General features: G+C 42.2%; 15 protein-coding genes. 13 read left to right on the forward strand and 2 right to left on the reverse strand.

What is annotated here, in order from left to right:
* Positions 1 to 19: 19 nt before the first annotated feature.
* The 6 genes from glmM (at position 20) to NMM26_RS07405 (ending at position 6,665) form a co-directional block, all read left to right on the forward strand.
* On the forward strand, positions 20 to 1,372 hold the full coding sequence (glmM, locus tag NMM26_RS07380) for a phosphoglucosamine mutase (RefSeq protein WP_254754112.1): 1,353 nt from the start codon (positions 20 to 22) through the stop codon (positions 1,370 to 1,372).
* Between the two features lie 73 nt (positions 1,373 to 1,445).
* The gene (locus NMM26_RS07385; RefSeq protein WP_120718600.1) at positions 1,446 to 1,820 is read left to right on the forward strand and encodes a DUF1149 family protein; all 375 of its coding nucleotides are present in this window, start codon (positions 1,446 to 1,448) and stop codon (positions 1,818 to 1,820) included.
* Position 1,821: 1 nt separating this feature from the next.
* Complete coding sequence (locus NMM26_RS07390) at positions 1,822 to 2,670, forward strand: DegV family protein (RefSeq protein ID WP_254754113.1); 849 nt, start codon at positions 1,822 to 1,824, stop codon at positions 2,668 to 2,670.
* A gap of 163 nt (positions 2,671 to 2,833) precedes the next feature.
* Entirely contained in the window at positions 2,834 to 3,601 is a 768-nt protein-coding gene (gene dapB, locus NMM26_RS07395) for a 4-hydroxy-tetrahydrodipicolinate reductase (protein ID WP_254754114.1), read from the forward strand.
* Positions 3,598 to 4,797 carry a CCA tRNA nucleotidyltransferase gene (locus NMM26_RS07400; protein ID WP_080977758.1) on the forward strand — a complete coding sequence of 400 codons (1,200 nt, stop codon included), beginning with the start codon at positions 3,598 to 3,600 and terminating at the stop codon, positions 4,795 to 4,797. The genes dapB and NMM26_RS07400 overlap by 4 nt, the downstream gene beginning before the upstream one ends.
* The gene (locus NMM26_RS07405) at positions 4,794 to 6,665 is read left to right on the forward strand and encodes an ABC-F family ATP-binding cassette domain-containing protein (RefSeq protein WP_254754115.1); all 1,872 of its coding nucleotides are present in this window, start codon (positions 4,794 to 4,796) and stop codon (positions 6,663 to 6,665) included. Before NMM26_RS07400 ends, NMM26_RS07405 begins: the two co-directional genes overlap by 4 nt.
* Before the next feature lie 36 nt (positions 6,666 to 6,701).
* Here the strand turns inward: NMM26_RS07405 and mntE are convergent, their stop codons facing one another.
* Positions 6,702 to 7,886, reverse strand: coding sequence for a CDF family manganese efflux transporter MntE (mntE, locus tag NMM26_RS07410; RefSeq protein ID WP_254754116.1), 1,185 nt, complete (start codon positions 7,884 to 7,886; stop codon positions 6,702 to 6,704).
* 306 nt (positions 7,887 to 8,192) lie between these two features.
* Here mntE and NMM26_RS07415 point away from each other — a divergent pair, with 306 nt between their 5' ends.
* From NMM26_RS07415 to yaaA, 6 genes are all read left to right on the forward strand, one after another.
* Positions 8,193 to 10,889, forward strand: a complete 2,697-nt coding sequence (locus tag NMM26_RS07415; RefSeq protein ID WP_254754117.1) for a cation-translocating P-type ATPase — start codon at positions 8,193 to 8,195, stop codon at positions 10,887 to 10,889.
* A 12-nt stretch (positions 10,890 to 10,901) separates the two neighbouring features.
* On the forward strand, positions 10,902 to 11,693 hold the full coding sequence (gene yghU, locus NMM26_RS07420; protein WP_254754118.1) for a glutathione-dependent disulfide-bond oxidoreductase: 792 nt from the start codon (positions 10,902 to 10,904) through the stop codon (positions 11,691 to 11,693).
* A gap of 116 nt (positions 11,694 to 11,809) precedes the next feature.
* Positions 11,810 to 12,220 carry a peptide deformylase gene (locus tag NMM26_RS07425; protein ID WP_000412230.1) on the forward strand — a complete coding sequence of 137 codons (411 nt, stop codon included), beginning with the start codon at positions 11,810 to 11,812 and terminating at the stop codon, positions 12,218 to 12,220.
* A gap of 11 nt (positions 12,221 to 12,231) precedes the next feature.
* On the forward strand, positions 12,232 to 13,827 hold the full coding sequence (locus tag NMM26_RS07430; protein ID WP_254754119.1) for a hypothetical protein: 1,596 nt from the start codon (positions 12,232 to 12,234) through the stop codon (positions 13,825 to 13,827).
* A 64-nt stretch (positions 13,828 to 13,891) separates the two neighbouring features.
* On the forward strand, positions 13,892 to 14,056 hold the full coding sequence (locus tag NMM26_RS07435) for a YczI family protein (RefSeq protein ID WP_254754120.1): 165 nt from the start codon (positions 13,892 to 13,894) through the stop codon (positions 14,054 to 14,056).
* Between the two features lie 78 nt (positions 14,057 to 14,134).
* Entirely contained in the window at positions 14,135 to 14,863 is a 729-nt protein-coding gene (yaaA, locus tag NMM26_RS07440) for a peroxide stress protein YaaA (protein WP_254754121.1), read from the forward strand.
* Between the two features lie 110 nt (positions 14,864 to 14,973).
* On the opposite strand, the gene NMM26_RS07445 is transcribed toward yaaA, so the two are convergent.
* Positions 14,974 to 15,522 carry an NADPH-dependent FMN reductase gene (locus tag NMM26_RS07445; RefSeq protein ID WP_254754122.1) on the reverse strand — a complete coding sequence of 183 codons (549 nt, stop codon included), beginning with the start codon at positions 15,520 to 15,522 and terminating at the stop codon, positions 14,974 to 14,976.
* Positions 15,523 to 15,910: 388 nt separating this feature from the next.
* Between NMM26_RS07445 and NMM26_RS07450 the strand changes: the two genes are divergently transcribed.
* Positions 15,911 to 17,107 (forward strand): MFS transporter, encoded by a 1,197-nt coding sequence (locus NMM26_RS07450; RefSeq protein ID WP_254754123.1) that lies wholly within the window; start codon positions 15,911 to 15,913, stop codon positions 17,105 to 17,107.
* Positions 17,108 to 17,296: the final 189 nt, after the last annotated feature.

Here is a 17,296-nt window from a genome sequence, read left to right on the forward strand (position 1 = left end):
GAAAAAGGATTTTATAAAAATGGGTAAATATTTTGGGACTGATGGAGTCCGTGGAGAAGCAAACGTAGAACTAACGCCAGAGTTGGCCTTTAAACTGGGGCGTTTTGGTGGTTATGTTCTTAGCCAACATGAAACGGAAGCCCCAAAAGTCTTTGTAGGACGTGATACACGTATCTCAGGAGAAATGTTAGAATCTGCCTTGGTGGCAGGTCTTCTATCAGTAGGGATTCACGTCTACAAACTCGGTGTCCTTGCAACACCAGCAGTAGCTTATTTGGTTAAAACTGAGGGAGCCAGTGCAGGCGTCATGATTTCAGCGAGTCACAACCCAGCCCTTGATAATGGGATTAAGTTCTTTGGTGGGGATGGTTTCAAACTTGATGATGAAAAAGAAGCAGAAATCGAAGCTTTGCTGGATGCTGCTGAAGATACTCTTCCTCGCCCGAGTGCAGAGGGCTTGGGGACCTTAGTGGACTATCCAGAAGGTTTGCGTAAGTATGAAGGCTATCTTGTTTCAACTGGAACTCCTCTTGAGGGAATGAAAGTAGCCTTGGATACAGCCAACGGTGCAGCAGCTACAAGTGCCCGTCAGATTTTCGCTGATCTGGGCGCTCAGTTGACAGTTATCGGGGAAACACCAGATGGTCTTAACATCAACCTAAATGTTGGTTCAACTCATCCAGAAGCTCTTCAAGAACTAGTCAAAGAAAGCCAGTCAGATATCGGTTTGGCCTTTGACGGTGATAGTGACCGTTTGATTGCTGTTGATGAAAATGGCGACATCGTTGATGGTGATAAAATCATGTACATCATCGGGAAATACCTTTCTGAAAAAGGACAGTTAGCTCAAAACACCATCGTAACAACCGTCATGTCTAACCTTGGTTTCCATAAGGCTTTGGATAGTGCTGGCATTAACAAAGCAGTCACTGCAGTTGGAGATCGCTATGTTGTCGAAGAAATGAGAAAATCAGGCTACAACCTTGGTGGTGAACAGTCTGGTCACGTTATCTTGATGGATTACAATACAACAGGTGATGGTCAATTATCAGCTGTCCAATTGACCAAAATCATGAAAGAAATAGGTAAGAGCTTGTCTCAACTGGCAGCAGAAGTGACGATTTACCCACAAAAACTGGTCAATATCCGAGTGGAAAATGCCATGAAAGAAAAGGCTATGGAAGTGCCAGCTATTAAGGCTATTATCGAGAAGATGGAAGCTGAAATGGCAGGGAATGGTCGTATTCTTGTTCGCCCAAGTGGAACAGAGCCCCTTTTGCGTGTTATGGCAGAAGCGCCTACAACAGAAGAAGTAGACTACTATGTTGATACCATCGCAGACGTAGTTCGAGCTGAAATCGGGATTGACTAAATCCTAGAAAACTAGATGAAAATAAAAAATTATGGTACAATAGCTTATAATATTGTAGCCGAGGGAGAGAGACATGAATCTTAAACGTGAACAAGAATTTGTTAGTCAGTATCATTTTGATGCGCGTAATTTTGAATGGGAAAATGAAAATGGAGCTCCTGAAACCAAGGTAGATGTGAATTTCCAATTGCTCCAACATGACCAAGAAAATCAAGTGACTTCTTTAATTGTCGTCTTGAGTTTTATGATTGTATTTGATAAATTTGTCATCAGTGGAACCATTTCACAGGTGAACCATATCGATGGTCGTATTGTTAACGAGCCAAGTGAATTGAACCAAGAAGAAGTGGAAACCTTGGCTCGTCCATGTTTGAACATGCTCAACCGTTTGACTTATGAAGTAACTGAGATTGCATTAGACTTACCAGGAATCAATTTGGAGTTCTAATATGAAATTAGCTGTTATCACAGATTCCTCTGCCTATCTCAGTGCAGATACCTTGCAAAGAGAAGATTTATTTGTCTTGGATATTCCTGTTAATATTGATGGTGAGGAGTATGTCGAAGGTATCAATCTGACTGCTGAGGAGTTTTACCAAAAAATGGCTCAGGCTTCTGAATTGCCTAAGACCAGTCAACCAAGTATTGCCAAGTTAGATGAGATTCTAACTTCGCTCAAAGAACAAGGTTATACACATGCTTTGGGGCTTTTCCTATCTTCTGGAATTTCAGGTTTTTACCAAAATATCCAGTATATGATAGAAGAATATGAGGGTTTAACTATTGCTTTCCCAGACACTTTGATTACAAGTGCTCCTCTGGGTATCATGGTTGAAAGTGTCTTTAACTGGCGAGACCAGGGCGATGACTTTGCCATTATTCAGGATAAGCTAGCTATTCAAATTAGTCACACATCTGCTTTCATCATGGTCGATGATTTGGATCATTTGGTAAAAGGTGGACGCCTTTCAAATGGGGCTGCTATTTTGGGAAATCTGCTCAGTATTAAGCCAATCCTTTATTTCAATGACCAAGGTGTGATTGAAGTTTATGAAAAAGTTCGTACTGAGAAGAAAGCAACCAAGCGTTTAATTGAAATTATCAAGGAAGCAACGGCTTCAGGTCAATATCGGGTCATTGTCATTCATGGAAATGCTCCTGAAAAGGCTGAAGAATTGCGTCAGCACTTGCTTGAATTTGGAGTAGGTACAGATATTTCACTTGCTACATTTGGTAGTGTCATTGGGACACACCTAGGTGCAGGTAGTATTGCTCTAGGTTATATTCCAGTGATTTAGTTAGCACTTCTAGACTAGTTGAGAAGGCTTGTATCTTAGAAATTGAACACGGACTACCTGCCTCTTGAAAAAAGATGCCTGTCTTGCCTTTTGTGGAAAGTCAGCGCCATTCCCTATTTTTCATGGGCAGCTAAGGTCCTTTGTATCTTAGACAGGAGTAGAGATGAGTATTCGAGTAATTATTGCTGGTTTTAAGGGAAGGATGGGCCAGGCTGCTTGTCAGATGGTCTTGGCTGATCCAGACTTGGACTTGGTAGCAGTTTTGGATCCCTTTGAGTCTGAATCAGAATGGCAGGGTATTCCTGTTTTCAAGGATAAGGCTGATTTAGCAGGCTTTGAAGCGGATGTCTGGGTAGACTTTACTACTCCAACTGTTGCCTATGAAAATACACGCTTTGCTCTTGAAAATGGCTTTGCTCCAGTAGTTGGAACAACTGGTTTCACGAGTGAAGAAATTGCAGAGCTGAAAGCATTTTCTCGTGAACAAAATTTGGGTGGTTTAATCGCTCCAAATTTTGCCTTGGGTGCTGTTTTACTCATGCAATTTGCAAGGCAGGCTGCTAAATATTTCCCAAATGTGGAGATTATCGAGCTCCATCATGACAAGAAAAAGGATGCTCCGAGTGGAACAGCTATTAAAACAGCTGAGTTAATGGCAGAAGTTCGAGAGTCTACCCAGCAAGGTGCGCCTGATGAAGAAGAATTGATTGCAGGTGCTCGTGGTGCTGACTTTGATGGCATGCGGATCCACTCAGTACGTTTGCCAGGCTTAGTAGCCCATCAGGAAGTCATCTTTGGCAATCAGGGAGAAGGATTGACACTCCGTCATGACTCCTATGATCGCAGCTCCTTCATGACAGGGGTGAATTTGGGAATTAAAGAAGTTGTCAAGCGTCATGAGCTTGTCTATGGATTAGAACACTTATTATGAGATTAACGCAAATGCCTTCTGAATTTCAGAAGGCTTTACCAGTATTAGAAAAAATTAAAGAAGCAGGTTTTGAGGCCTATTTTGTTGGGGGCTCTGTTCGAGATGCCCTCCTCAATCGTCCCATTCATGATGTGGATATTGCGACGTCTTCTTATCCAGAAGAAACCAAGCAGATTTTTCCGCGAACAGCCGATATCGGAATCGAGCATGGAACCGTCTTAGTTTTAGATGGGGATGAGGAGTATGAGGTAACCACCTTTCGGACAGAGGATGTCTATGTGGACTATCGCAGACCCAGTGCGGTCTCCTTTGTGCGCTCGCTAGAAGAAGACCTCAAGCGCCGTGATTTTACAGTCAATGCCTTTGCTTTGGACGAGACAGGAGAAATCATTGACTTGTTCCATGGTTTAGAAGATTTGGAAAAGCAAGTCTTACGAGCAGTTGGAGTGGCTAGTGAGCGTTTCAACGAAGATGCTTTGCGGATTATGCGTGGTTTTCGTTTTCAGGCTAGTCTTGGCTTCGAACTTGAGTCAGAAACATTTAAAGCTATGAAAATTTTGACGCCACTTTTGGAGAAAATTTCTGTGGAGCGTACCTTCGTTGAGTTTGATAAACTCTTGCTGGCTCCATTTTGGAGAAGGGGTTTGGCTTCCATGATTGAGAGTCAAGCTTATGACTATCTCCCTGATATGGCATCTAGCCAGGACGAGCTTAATAGACTGTTTGATTTAGAGACTGATTTTACTTTTGAATCCTCTGAACAAGCCTGGGCAGCTCTACTGTGGGCTTTGGAGATTGAAAATGCGCAGCCATTTTTGAAGGCTTGGAAGACCTCACGTCAATTTGCCAAGCAAGTTCAGGATTTGCTGACTATTTTGGCCTTGCGTGAAAAGGGAGAATTGAGCAAGCGCGATTGTTATCGCTTTGACTTGGATTTACTTTTACAGTCTGAAAATCTTCGTCAGGCCCAAGGAAAAGAAGTCAACCCACAAGCCATCACTGAAACCTACCAGAGCTTGACCATTCATGATAAGAAAGAAATTCAGATTAACGGTGGCATTTTGATCAAGGAATATGGTTATCAGCCGGGCCCAGACTTGGGAGAGATTTTAACAGAGATTGAATATGCTATTGTCGATGGAGAATTGGAAAATGACCGTCAAGCCATCCATGCTTATCTGAGGGAGAAAAAATGAGTGATTTTATCGTTGAAAAACTAAGTAAGTCCGTCGGTGACAAGACCGTTTTTAAGGATATTTCCTTTATTATCCATGATCTAGACAGAATCGGTCTAATCGGTGTCAATGGAACGGGTAAAACCACCCTTTTGGATGTCCTTTCTGGCGTTTCTGGCTTTGATGGGGATGTCAGTCCCTTTTCAGCGAAAAATGATTACCAGATTGGTTACTTGACCCAAAATCCTGATTTTGATGATAGCAAGACGGTCTTAGATACGGTTTTATCTAGCGACCTCAAGGAAATCCAGCTCATTCGTGAGTATGAACTCCTCATGCTCAACTATAGTGAGGATAAGCAGGCACGTTTGGAACGGGTCATGGCAGAAATGGACTCTCTCCAAGCTTGGGAAATTGAGAGTCAGGTCAAGACGGTTCTTAGCAAGCTGGGGATTCAGGACTTATCTACTCCAGTTGGAGAATTGTCAGGCGGTCTAAGAAGACGGGTCCAGTTGGCGCAAGTTCTTCTTGGCAACCACGACCTCTTGCTGCTGGACGAGCCGACCAACCATCTAGATATTGCGACTATTGAGTGGCTGACCCTCTTTTTAAAAAATTCCAAGAAGACCGTCCTTTTTATCACCCACGATCGCTATTTCCTAGACGCTTTATCAACACGTATTTTCGAGTTGGATCGAGCTGGATTGACGGAATATCAGGGAAATTATCAGGACTATGTTCGCCTTAAGGCGGAACAGGACGAGCGCGATGCAGCTTTACTCCACAAAAAAGAGCAACTCTATAATCAAGAATTGGCTTGGATGCGTAGACAACCGCAGGCGCGTGCGACTAAACAACAGGCTCGTATCAATCGTTTCCATGACTTGAAGAAAGAAGTTTCAGGTGGTGCTGCTGAGACAGACTTAACCATGAACTTTGAAACCAGTCGGATTGGGAAGAAGGTCATTGAGTTTCAGAATGTCTCCTTTGCCTATGAAAACAAGCCTATTTTGCAAGATTTTAATCTCTTGGTGCAGGCCAAAGACCGTATCGGAATTGTTGGAGACAACGGTGTTGGAAAATCAACCCTACTCAACTTGATTGCAGGAAGTCTTGAGCCGACTGAAGGACAAGTTGTGATTGGGGAAACCGTTCGTATTGCCTATTTCTCTCAGCAAATTGAGGGATTGGATGAGAGCAAGCGAGTTATCAATTACCTGCAGGAAGTGGCAGAAGAAGTCAAGACCAGTGGCGGTTCTACGACTTCCATCGCTGAGTTGTTGGAGCAGTTCCTTTTCCCACGTTCGACTCATGGAACCTTGATTGAGAAATTGTCTGGGGGAGAGAAAAAACGACTTTATCTCCTCAAATTGCTCTTGGAAAAACCAAATGTTCTTCTCTTGGACGAACCGACAAATGACCTAGATATTGCAACCTTGACAGTCTTGGAGAATTTCTTGCAAGGCTTTGCAGGTCCTGTCTTGACAGTTAGTCACGACCGTTATTTCTTGGATAAGGTAGCGACCAAGATTCTCGCTTTTGAGGATGGTAAGATTCGTCCTTTCTTTGGTCATTACACCGACTACCTTGATGAAAAGGCCTTTGAAACAGATATGGCCAATCAAGTGCAAAAGGCTGAAAAGGAAAAAGTAGTCAAGGTTAGAGAAGACAAGAAACGCATGACCTATCAAGAAAAGCAGGAGTGGGCAAGTATCGAAGACGATATTGAAGCTTTGGAAAATCGTATCGCTGCTATTGAAGAGGAAATGCAGGCTAACGGCTCTGACTTTGGCAAACTAGCGACTCTTCAAAAAGAACTGGATGAGAAAAACGAAGCACTCCTTGAAAAATACGAACGCTATGAGTATCTCAGTGACTTTGATAGTTAAAAGAATAGAAAAATCCCGTCTCATGACAGGATTTCTCTATTCTTTTTTGGTCTCTTGATGAAAGACATTTTGCCAAGTTTCGTGGCGACGCCAGATACTGGTGTGGACAATTCCGTCCAATTCATAGCAGATGAGTTTGGTCTTTTGACTGATGGAAGTGATTTGGATGTCCTTGATAGCAGAATTTAAGTCTTTTTCCGCTTTATAGGCCTCTTTATCCATCTGCTCTCCATCTTGACGAATATAAACAAAATCGTCAGCCAAGAGTTCTTCCAGTTGATTTCCCTGATCAATCAATTGTTCACGCATAAGCAATTTTTTGTAGACATTGTCTAAAATCTCATCCTCAGGGATAGGTGCTGGCTCGATATGGACATCGGTATCAAAGACGCCAAAACGTTCTTCCAGCATAGACTCGACCTGATCCGCAATCTCGTGGCTTTCATAAACCGACAAGTCAGGATTCATTTCTAGCGTAATATCAAGGTAGATATTGCTACCGTAGGTACGACCTCTTTGCGACTTAACCTTGCTGATTTTGGGAATTTCCATGATAGCCTTTTGGTAGTCCTCGAGCAGACGGTCATCAAAGCCATCCGAAAGGCTAAAGGAAGACTCGATGAAGATATCATAGGCAGTTTTCAAGATAAAGAAAGTGATGATAATGGCAACCAGTTTATCCACAATGGGATAATTGAAACTGCTAGCCAGGATTGCAATGGTAGTACCAAGTGAGGTGACAGCATCAGAAAGATTGTCCTTGGCTGCTGCCTTTAGTGCCTTGGAGTTGGATTTCTTACTGAGGCGAGTATTGTAGAGATAAACTACAAACATAATCGCTGCAGAAATGATTCCTAGAGTTGCACCCAGAGGGTCAATGACTGTTTCTTCACGACTGAGAATCTTTTGAATGGTATCCCTTAGTACATCAAAGCCAACATAGAACATGATAATAGAAGTGACCAAGCTAGCCAAATCTTCAATCTTCCAGTGGCCAAAACGGTGGTCTCGGTCAGCAGGCTGGCGTGCCATCCGGATTCCAATCAAGAGGGCCACATTTCCAATGATGTCCGACACGTTGTTAAAACCATCGGCCACCAAACTGGATGAATGGAGGAGGTGCCCAGTTGCTAATTTGGCTGCAGACAAGATCAAATAGGTCGAAATACTGATAATGGCCCCACGCTCAGCTAATTTGAGATTTGAGATAGATTGCTTCATTCAACTTCCTTTCTAGTCACATAGCATTCTACCATTATACTGGTTTTCAAGGGAAAATTCAAATAAGGCAGTTTTTACTCTTTGAAAACTGTTCAAAATTTGGTATAATAGAACTACTCAAGGGAGTAGCTGGCAGAAACCTGCGATAGTGTCGTCATTCCGAATTTTATACTGAAAAGTATGCTTTCCGGCACTATCTTAAACAGCGAGACTTGTTATGACTAACAGGTCTCTTTTTGTTTGTCGTGAAAAGATACGATGAGGAAAAGAGAGTCTGTTTTGCACACAATGTCAAGGAGGAGACACATGTCAAAAGAACAAAAACGCCAAGCGTTTTACACTCAGAGTCCTGAAGAGGTCTTGAAGGCTGTGGATGCGACCGAGCAAGGTTTGTCATCAAGTGAGGCGGAAAAGCGCCTTGCCGAATTTGGCCACAATGAACTCGAAGAAGGAGAGAAACGATCAATACTGGTCAAATTCATCGAGCAATTTAAGGATTTGATGATTATCATCCTAGTTGCGGCAGCTATCTTGTCAGTCGTGACTTCTGGTGGGGAAGATATCGCAGATGCCATTATTATCCTAGCCGTGGTTATCATCAACGCTGCCTTTGGTGTTTACCAAGAAGGAAAAGCTGAAGAAGCTATCGAAGCCCTCAAATCTATGTCAAGTCCAGCTGCCCGCGTTCTTCGCGATGGTCATATGGCGGAGATTGACTCTAAAGAATTGGTACCAGGTGATATCGTCGCCCTCGAAGCAGGTGACGTAGTGCCAGCAGACCTACGTTTGCTAGAAGCCAATTCTCTTAAGATCGAAGAAGCAGCCTTGACAGGTGAGTCTGTTCCAGTTGAAAAAGACTTGACAGTCGAGCTTGCGACAGATGCTGGTATTGGTGACCGTGTCAATATGGCCTTCCAAAACTCAAATGTGACTTATGGTCGTGGTCTTGGTGTTGTTGTCAATACAGGTATGTACACGGAAGTTGGTCATATCGCTGGCATGCTCCAAGATGCAGATGAGACAGACACACCACTTAAACAAAACTTGAACAACCTTTCTAAGGTCTTGACTTATGCAATTTTGGTCATTGCCCTTGTTACTTTTGTAGTTGGTGTTTTCATTCAAGGGAAAAATCCACTCGGTGAGTTGATGACCTCTGTTGCCCTTGCCGTTGCAGCCATTCCAGAAGGTCTCCCAGCTATCGTAACTATCGTTCTTGCCCTCGGTACTCAAGTTTTGGCTAAAAGAAACTCTATCGTTCGTAAGTTGCCAGCTGTAGAAACTCTTGGTTCAACAGAAATCATCGCTTCTGACAAGACTGGTACGCTGACTATGAACAAGATGACCGTCGAAAAAGTCTTCTACGATGCGGTTCTACATGACTCAGCTGATGACATTGAACTAGGTCTTGAAATGCCCCTGCTTCGTTCAGTTGTCTTGGCCAATGATACGAAAATTGATGTGGAAGGAAACTTGATTGGTGATCCAACCGAAACAGCCTTTATCCAATATGCTTTGGACAAGGGCTACGATGTCAAAGGATTTTTAGAGAAATATCCTCGTGTGGCTGAGTTGCCATTTGATTCTGAACGTAAGCTCATGTCAACAGTTCATCCACTTGCAGATGGACGCTTCCTCGTAGCTGTTAAAGGTGCGCCAGACCAACTCTTGAAACGTTGTGTTCTTCGTGATAAGGCTGGGGATATTGCTCCGATTGATGAGAAGGTTGCAAATCTCATCCATACAAACAACTCTGAAATGGCTCACCAAGCCTTGCGTGTCCTTGCTGGTGCTTATAAGATTATTGACAGCATTCCAGAAAACCTTATTTCTGAAGAGCTTGAAAATGATTTAATCTTTACTGGTTTGATTGGGATGATTGACCCTGAACGTCCTGAGGCAGCTGAGGCTGTTCGTGTGGCTAAGGAAGCGGGAATTCGTCCAATCATGATCACAGGTGACCATCAAGACACTGCAGAAGCTATTGCTAAACGTTTGGGAATCATTGACGCAAATGATACAGAAGGACATGTTTTAACTGGTGCTGAGCTCAACGAACTATCTGATGAAGACTTTGAAAAAGTCGTTGGTCAATACTCTGTTTATGCCCGTGTGTCTCCAGAACACAAGGTTCGTATCGTCAAAGCTTGGCAAAAACAAGGTAAGGTCGTTGCCATGACAGGTGACGGTGTCAATGATGCTCCGGCTTTGAAAACAGCCGATATCGGTATCGGTATGGGAATCACTGGTACAGAGGTGTCTAAGGGGGCTTCTGACATGATTCTTGCAGATGATAACTTTGCAACTATTATCGTTGCAGTGGAAGAAGGACGTAAGGTCTTCTCAAATATTCAAAAGACTATTCAGTACCTACTTTCTGCCAATACTGCTGAAGTATTAACCATCTTCCTATCTACCTTGTTTGGTTGGGACGTCTTGCAGCCAGTTCATCTTTTGTGGATCAACTTGGTAACAGATACCTTCCCAGCTATCGCTCTTGGTGTTGAGCCAGCTGAGCCTGGTGTCATGAACCATAAACCACGTGGACGCAAGGCAAGCTTCTTCTCAGGTGGTGTTTTGAGTTCTATTATCTATCAAGGTGTACTCCAAGCAGCTATTGTTATGAGTGTTTATGGTCTTGCCCTTCTTTACCCAGTTCACGTGGGTGACAATCATGCCATTCACGCAGATGCCCTTACTATGGCCTTTGCAACACTTGGTTTGATTCAGCTCTTCCATGCCTACAATGTGAAATCTGTTTACCAATCCATCTTGACAGTTGGACCATTCAAGTCTAAGACCTTCAACTGGTCTATCTTGGTATCCTTCATCCTTCTCATGGCAACAATCGTCGTAGAACCACTTGAAGGAATTTTCCACGTAACCAAACTAGACTTGTCTCAATGGAGAATCGTCATGGCTGGAAGCTTCTCAATGATTATTATCGTCGAAATTGTCAAGTTTGTTCAACGTAAACTTGGCTTTGATAAGAATGCGATTTAAGGGAGGTTTCGGATGTCAGCTTATCAATTACCGACCGTATGGCAGGATGAAGCTAGTAATCAAGGAGCCTTTACAGGATTAAATAGACCAACAGCAGGTGCCCGTTTCGAACAAAACTTGCCAAAAGGAGAACAAGCTTTTCAACTGTATTCGCTGGGAACACCAAATGGTGTGAAAGTCACTATCTTATTGGAAGAATTACTAGAAGCTGGTTTTGAGCAAGCGGCTTACGACTTGTATAAGATTGCTATTATGGATGGGGATCAATTCGGTTCAGACTTTGTAAAGCTTAATCCAAATTCAAAGATTCCAGCCTTGTTGGACCAGTCAGGGACTGAAGAAGTGAGAGTCTTTGAGTCTGCTCATATTCTTCTATACCTTGCTGAGAAATTTGGAGCCTTTTTACCAAGTAATCCTGTGGAAAAGGTAGAAGTTTTAAATTGGCTATTCTGGCAAGCAGGTGCTGCACCTTTTCTAGGTGGGGGATTTGGCCACTTCTTTAATTATGCTCCTGAAAAATTGGAATATCCAATTAATCGTTTTACGATGGAAGTGAAACGTCAGTTGGATTTATTGGATAAGGAATTGGCTCAGAAACCGTATATTGCTGGAAATGACTATACGATTGCAGATATCGCTATCTGGTCTTGGTATGGACAGTTAGTTCAAGGAAAACTTTACCAAGGTTCTGCAAAATTTTTAGATGCCTCAAGTTATCAGAATCTAGTAAACTGGGCAGAAAAAATTGCCAACCGTCCAGCTGTTAAGCGTGGTATGGAAGTAACTTATAAAGAAATTAAATAGCAAAAAAAGTCATCTTCGGATGGCTTTTTGTTACAGTTGAGGGAAAGGGCTTGCAGTTATCGGCTTTTGTGCTATAATTGCTATAATATAGTAAAAAGTAAGTGGAGTGTGAGGAAGTGGAGAAGAAAATTGTAAAGGATATTTTGTTTTTATCTCAGGTGTCTCAGCCGGCAAGTCAGGAAGACCTTTATCTTGCTAGAGATTTGCAGGATACGCTTTTAGCAAATCGTGAGACTTGTGTCGGTCTGGCTGCCAATATGATTGGGGTGCAGAAGCGCGTGATTATCTTTAATCTTGGCTTGGTTCCTGTGGTCATGTTTAACCCAGTGCTCCTGTCCTCTGAAGGAGTTTATGAGACAGAGGAAGGTTGTTTGTCCTTGACAGGTGTGAGACCTACTAAGCGTTATGAAATCATAAGGGTTGCCTATTGTGACAGCAAGTGGCAGGAACAGACCATTACTTTGACAGGCTTCCCGGCTCAGATTTGCCAGCATGAACTGGATCACTTGGAAGGACGAATCATTTAGGAGGAAAGCAAATGAAACGAATAGTCTTTGAACTTATTTTTATCGCAACGACCTGGTATATCTTTTTACCGCCTCTTAACCTGACCAGCTGGGAATTTCTCTTTTTCCTCTGTGGGCATTTGCTGGTTGTAGCAATCTTATTTGGCTTTGGCAAGGGAATCAATCTGGTCAAAACAGTTCATGTGCGCCACGGCAAGGCGGAAGCTGCCTTAAATCTTGAGGGTTTCAAAATCAATCGGTTAGGGAAAATCCTTTTAGCTTCTATTGGAGGAATTCTTCTCTTAGCAGCCTTGGTTTCCTTGGTAACTTCTAGCATTTTTCAGGCTAAAAATTATGCCAATGTAGTCACGGTTACGGAAAAAGACTTTACTGATTTTCCTAAGACTGATACCAGTAAGGTTCCTATCTTAGATAGAAGTACCGCTGAAAAAATTGGGGACCGCTACTTGGGTTCCCTAACAGATAAGGTGTCGCAGTACGTAGCGGCAGATACCTATACCCAATTGACAATTGATGGGAAGCCTTATCGGGTTACACCACTAGAATATGCAGACCCTATCAAGTGGTTTAACAATCAGGCCAAGGGAATCGGCGAGTATATCAAGGTGGACATGGTAACTGGTAATGCGGACTTGGTGGACTTGAAAACACCAATCAAGTATTCGGACTCGGAGTATTTTAACCGCGATGTTAAGCGTCACCTGCGCTTGAAGTACCCAACCAAGATCTTCAAAACTCCATCCTTCGAGGTGGACGATGAGGGCAATCCTTTCTATGTAGCGACGGTTTACCAAAAGCAATTTGGCTTAGCGGTTCCTCGTCCTGTTTCAGTCATTATCTTGGACGCCACAAATGGAGAGACCAAGGAATACAGCTTATCAGATGTTCCAGAATGGGTGGATAGGGTCTATCCAGCTGAGGAGACCATTGAGCAAATCAACTACAACGGCAAGTACAAGGATGGTTTCTGGAATGCCATGATTTCCAAGAAAAACGTGACCCAGACTACCAAGGGCTATAATTACTTGTCTATCGGCAATGACATCTACCTCTACACAGGTGTGACATCGGCCAATGCAGATGAAAGTAATCTTGGTTTCATCCTAGAAAATATGCGAACAGGAGAAATCACTAAGTACAGCTTGGCTTCTGCGACCGAAGAATCAGCCCGTGAATCAGCTGAAGGTGCTGTTCAGGAGAAATCCTACAAGGCAACCTTCCCAATCCTCATCAACCTCAATGACAAGCCTCTCTACATCATGGGCTTGAAGGACAATGCAGGCTTGGTCAAAGAGTACGCTCTGGTAGACGCAGTCGAGTACCAAAACGTTATCGTAGCTACGACAGTGGAAGAACTGCTCAGCAAGTATGCCAATAAAAACGACCTTGAGATTGACAATGCAACAACTGAAAGTATCAAGGGTGTGGTAGCAGACCTTAAATCAGCTGTTATCAAGGGCGACACCGTCTACTTTTTTAAAGTTGATGGTAAGATATACAAGGTTAAGGCCTCAGTATCCGATGACCTTCCTTACCTTGAAAATGGGAAAACCTTCGAAGGTCAAGTAGGAAAAGACAACTATCTTAAGACCTTTAAAGTTCAGTAAAGACAGCTTTATTTAAGAAGTATATGTTATAATAAGGTAAATTAAGACTAATGGAGGACAACAAATGGGTTTTTATGTGATGGTTGCTTCAATGCTACTCGGACTGCTCGCTTTGAAGATAGGTTTTTCTCAGTTCAAGGAGAAAAAAGATACATTCTTATCTATCTTAACAAGTTTAGCTGGCCTAGCACTTGTTCTCGTAGCTGTCTGGTTAGGATGGCCAAAATAAACAGAGGAACCTCGGTCAAACCGAGGTTTTTCAGATGAATTTCTTGGTAGTGGTAAAAAAATATGCTACACTATTAATATGAAAATTTTAATCCCAACAGCAAAAGAAATGAACACAGATTTGCCTAGTATTGAGCCAACTTCCTTAAGACCAGAAAGTCAGGCCGTGCTGGATGCCTTGGCCCTCTATTCTGCTAGTCGATTAGAGAGTTTTTACAAGGTATCAGCTGAGAAGGCGGCGAAAGAATTTCAAAATATCCAAGCTTTAAAAACGCAAACTGCTCAATACTACCCAGCCTTGAATCTATTTGATGGGCTCATGTACCGCCATATCAAGCGAGATAAATTGACCGAGGTAGAACAAGCCTATCTTGAAAATCATGTCTTTATTATCTCGGCTTTGTACGGTATTGTTCCAGCCTTGTCACCTATGGCACCTCACCGTTTGGACTTTTTGATGAAATTAAAAGTCGCTGGTAAGACTTTAAAGAGTCATTGGAAGGTAGCCTATGATGAGGCTATGAATGGTGAAGACCTAATTTTCTCCCTCTTGTCGTCAGAGTTTGAAACTGTGTTTTCTAAGGAAATCAGAGAAAAAATGGTGACCTTCAAATTCATGGAGGACAAGGGTGGTCAGCTGAAGATTCATTCAACCATTTCTAAGAAAGCGCGTGGTGCCTTCCTGACAGCCCTGATAGAAAATCAAGTACAGACGGTGGAAGAAGCTCGTCGCTTAAGCTTTGCAGGATTTGTTTACAGAGAAGACCTGTCCCAACCACAGGAATTGGTTTTTGTAAAGGAAGTATAGAAGATAGAAGAAAAGAGTTGGGGACAAAAGTCTAACCTTAAATATAAAAAGCGAACAAGCTAGTCTTCTGAGTGGCAGAAAAGTAGTCTTGTTCGCTTTTATTATGTTGGTTACTTGATCGCATTGACCAAATCTTGAGCTTGTTTTTCAAGTGAATTTAGGACTGTTTCTTCGAGAACCAATGTTCCGTCTGCCCAAGCAGAGTCGTTGACACGTGCAGCAGTGAAATCACCAATGACTTGTGTACGGATAAATGGCAAGAGATCTTTGTAAATAGCGAAGAGTTGATCGTGACCTGCATTGGCTACAGATGATACGGTGATAAACTTATCTTGAAGGGCAGAAGCGCCACGTGTATCAGACAAGTCAAGGGCACGAGATAGCCAGTCAAGCAAGTTTTTTACTGTACCAGGGATAGAGAAGTTGTAGACTGGAGAGAAAATCCAGATGGCGTCCGCAGCCAGAACTGCTTCACGAGCAGCCGCTACAGCTGGATGAGTTGGAACTTCCAAATCTTGGCTGAAGAGAGGAAGGGCTGAATAATCAAGATAGCTAACTTCCGCTTTACTAGCAAGTGCTTTCTCAGCTTCGAGGGCCATTTGATGGTTGAAAGAACCTTGACGTAGTGATCCGACGATAAATAATACTTTTTTAGACATGATGTGTCTCCTTTTTCTTAAATTCTCGAGAACTTTCTCGTTGTTATAAAATATATTACAACAAAACAAAAGGACTTGCAAGAAATTTGCTCAAAGATAATTAAAACTATAAAAGTGTAGAAACTCTAATCACTTGCGACTGGAATGCATTTGATTTTCGAAGAGTATTCTAATATTCTCTTGTAATATGATGACATAAGTGCTAAAATAAACAAGAAAACTAGCAATAGAAACCGCAGAACAGCTATTTTCCGGTATCATTTCATAAATAATTAAAGGAATAATAATGGCATTGAAGAATGCTTCTAAAAGGGGTGGAGATCATGTAAGACACAGATTAACAAGTGACGGACAAAAGAAATAATAATACACTTGTTAAGGAGAAAAGATGTTAATAAGAAATTATCGGAAAAATATTGGCCTGATGGCCGGAGTTGAGTTTTTTGCATTTCTAGGGATTACCAGTTTTTGGATTCTCTTTCTCAGTCAAAACGGCATGTCTCTTTGGCAGATTGGACTTCTGGAAAGTATTTTTCATACGACCAGTCTTCTCTGTGAAATTCCATCTGGTATGTTAGCTGACCGCTATTCCTATAAGACCAACCTTTATTTAAGTCGTATAGCAGGGATTGTGTCTTCTATTCTTATGTTGGCTGGGCAGGGAAATTTTTGGATTTATGCACTAGCAATGGCGGTGAGTGCCTTGTCTTATAATTTTGATTCAGGAACAAGCGCAGCAATGGTCTATGACTCGGCTGTGGAGGCTGGACTGAAGGAGCGCTATCTATCCATTTCAAGTTTCATATCAGGAGTGTCAGAAGGAACCCAGTCTTTGGGGACAGTGCTAGCAGGATTTTTTGTTCATGGTCAATTGCACCTGACCTACTATATCATGATTGCCACTTCTATCATAGTTCTTTTCCTGATTTGGATGCTGAAAGAGCCCAGTGTCAAAGTAGAAAAAGCTGATAGTGTGACCATGAAACAGATTATTTGGACTGTTAAGGATGAGTTGAAGAGAAATCCCATGCTTTTAAACTGGATGATTTTATCTCAGATTGTCGGAACACTCATGTATATGTTTTATTTTTACTATCAAAATCAGTTGCCAGATTTAAGTAGTTGGCAAATTTCAGCAGTTATGCTACTTGGTAGTCTCTTGAATATCGTCGCAGTCTATCTAGCGAGTAGGATTGGAAAGAACTATGCTGCCTTGAAGATTTTCCCTATTCTCGTCCTGCTGGCTGGAGTTACCTACCTGCTGTCCTACTTTGGGACACCTCTAATCTATATTCTGATTTATTTGATTAGTAATGCTCTGCATGCTCTTTTTAAGCCGATTTTTGACAATGATTTGCAAGAGCGGCTCCCAAGTGAAGTAAGGGCAACCATGCTGAGTGTCTACTCTATGATGTTTAGCCTGAGTATGATTGTCTTCTTCCCACTGACAGGGTGGTTGATTGACCATTTAGGCTTTGTGCTAACATTTCTTTATCTAGGATTCTTTTTAGTCATGATTAGCCTTCTACTGTCTGTCTTTTTAGGAAAAATGGCTAAAAGAATGGATGATAAAGTGATTCCATAAATCAAAAAAATTACGAAAACTTGAGTGCCAAGCTCAGGTTTTTTTATACGGTGATTTCGCTTGTGTCTATGCTTTTCTCTCTCGATTTTAAACAAGAAAAATCGGTTTGCTTTGAAGGAAGAAATAGAATTGGTTGCTTGTACTCAATGAAAATCAAAGAGCAAACTAGGAAGCTAGCCGCAGGTTGTA

Origin of the sequence: Streptococcus sp. CF7_Ac1-8, assembly GCF_024295435.1 — a bacterium.
Taxonomy (GTDB): Bacteria; Bacillota; Bacilli; order Lactobacillales; family Streptococcaceae; genus Streptococcus; species Streptococcus mitis_AP.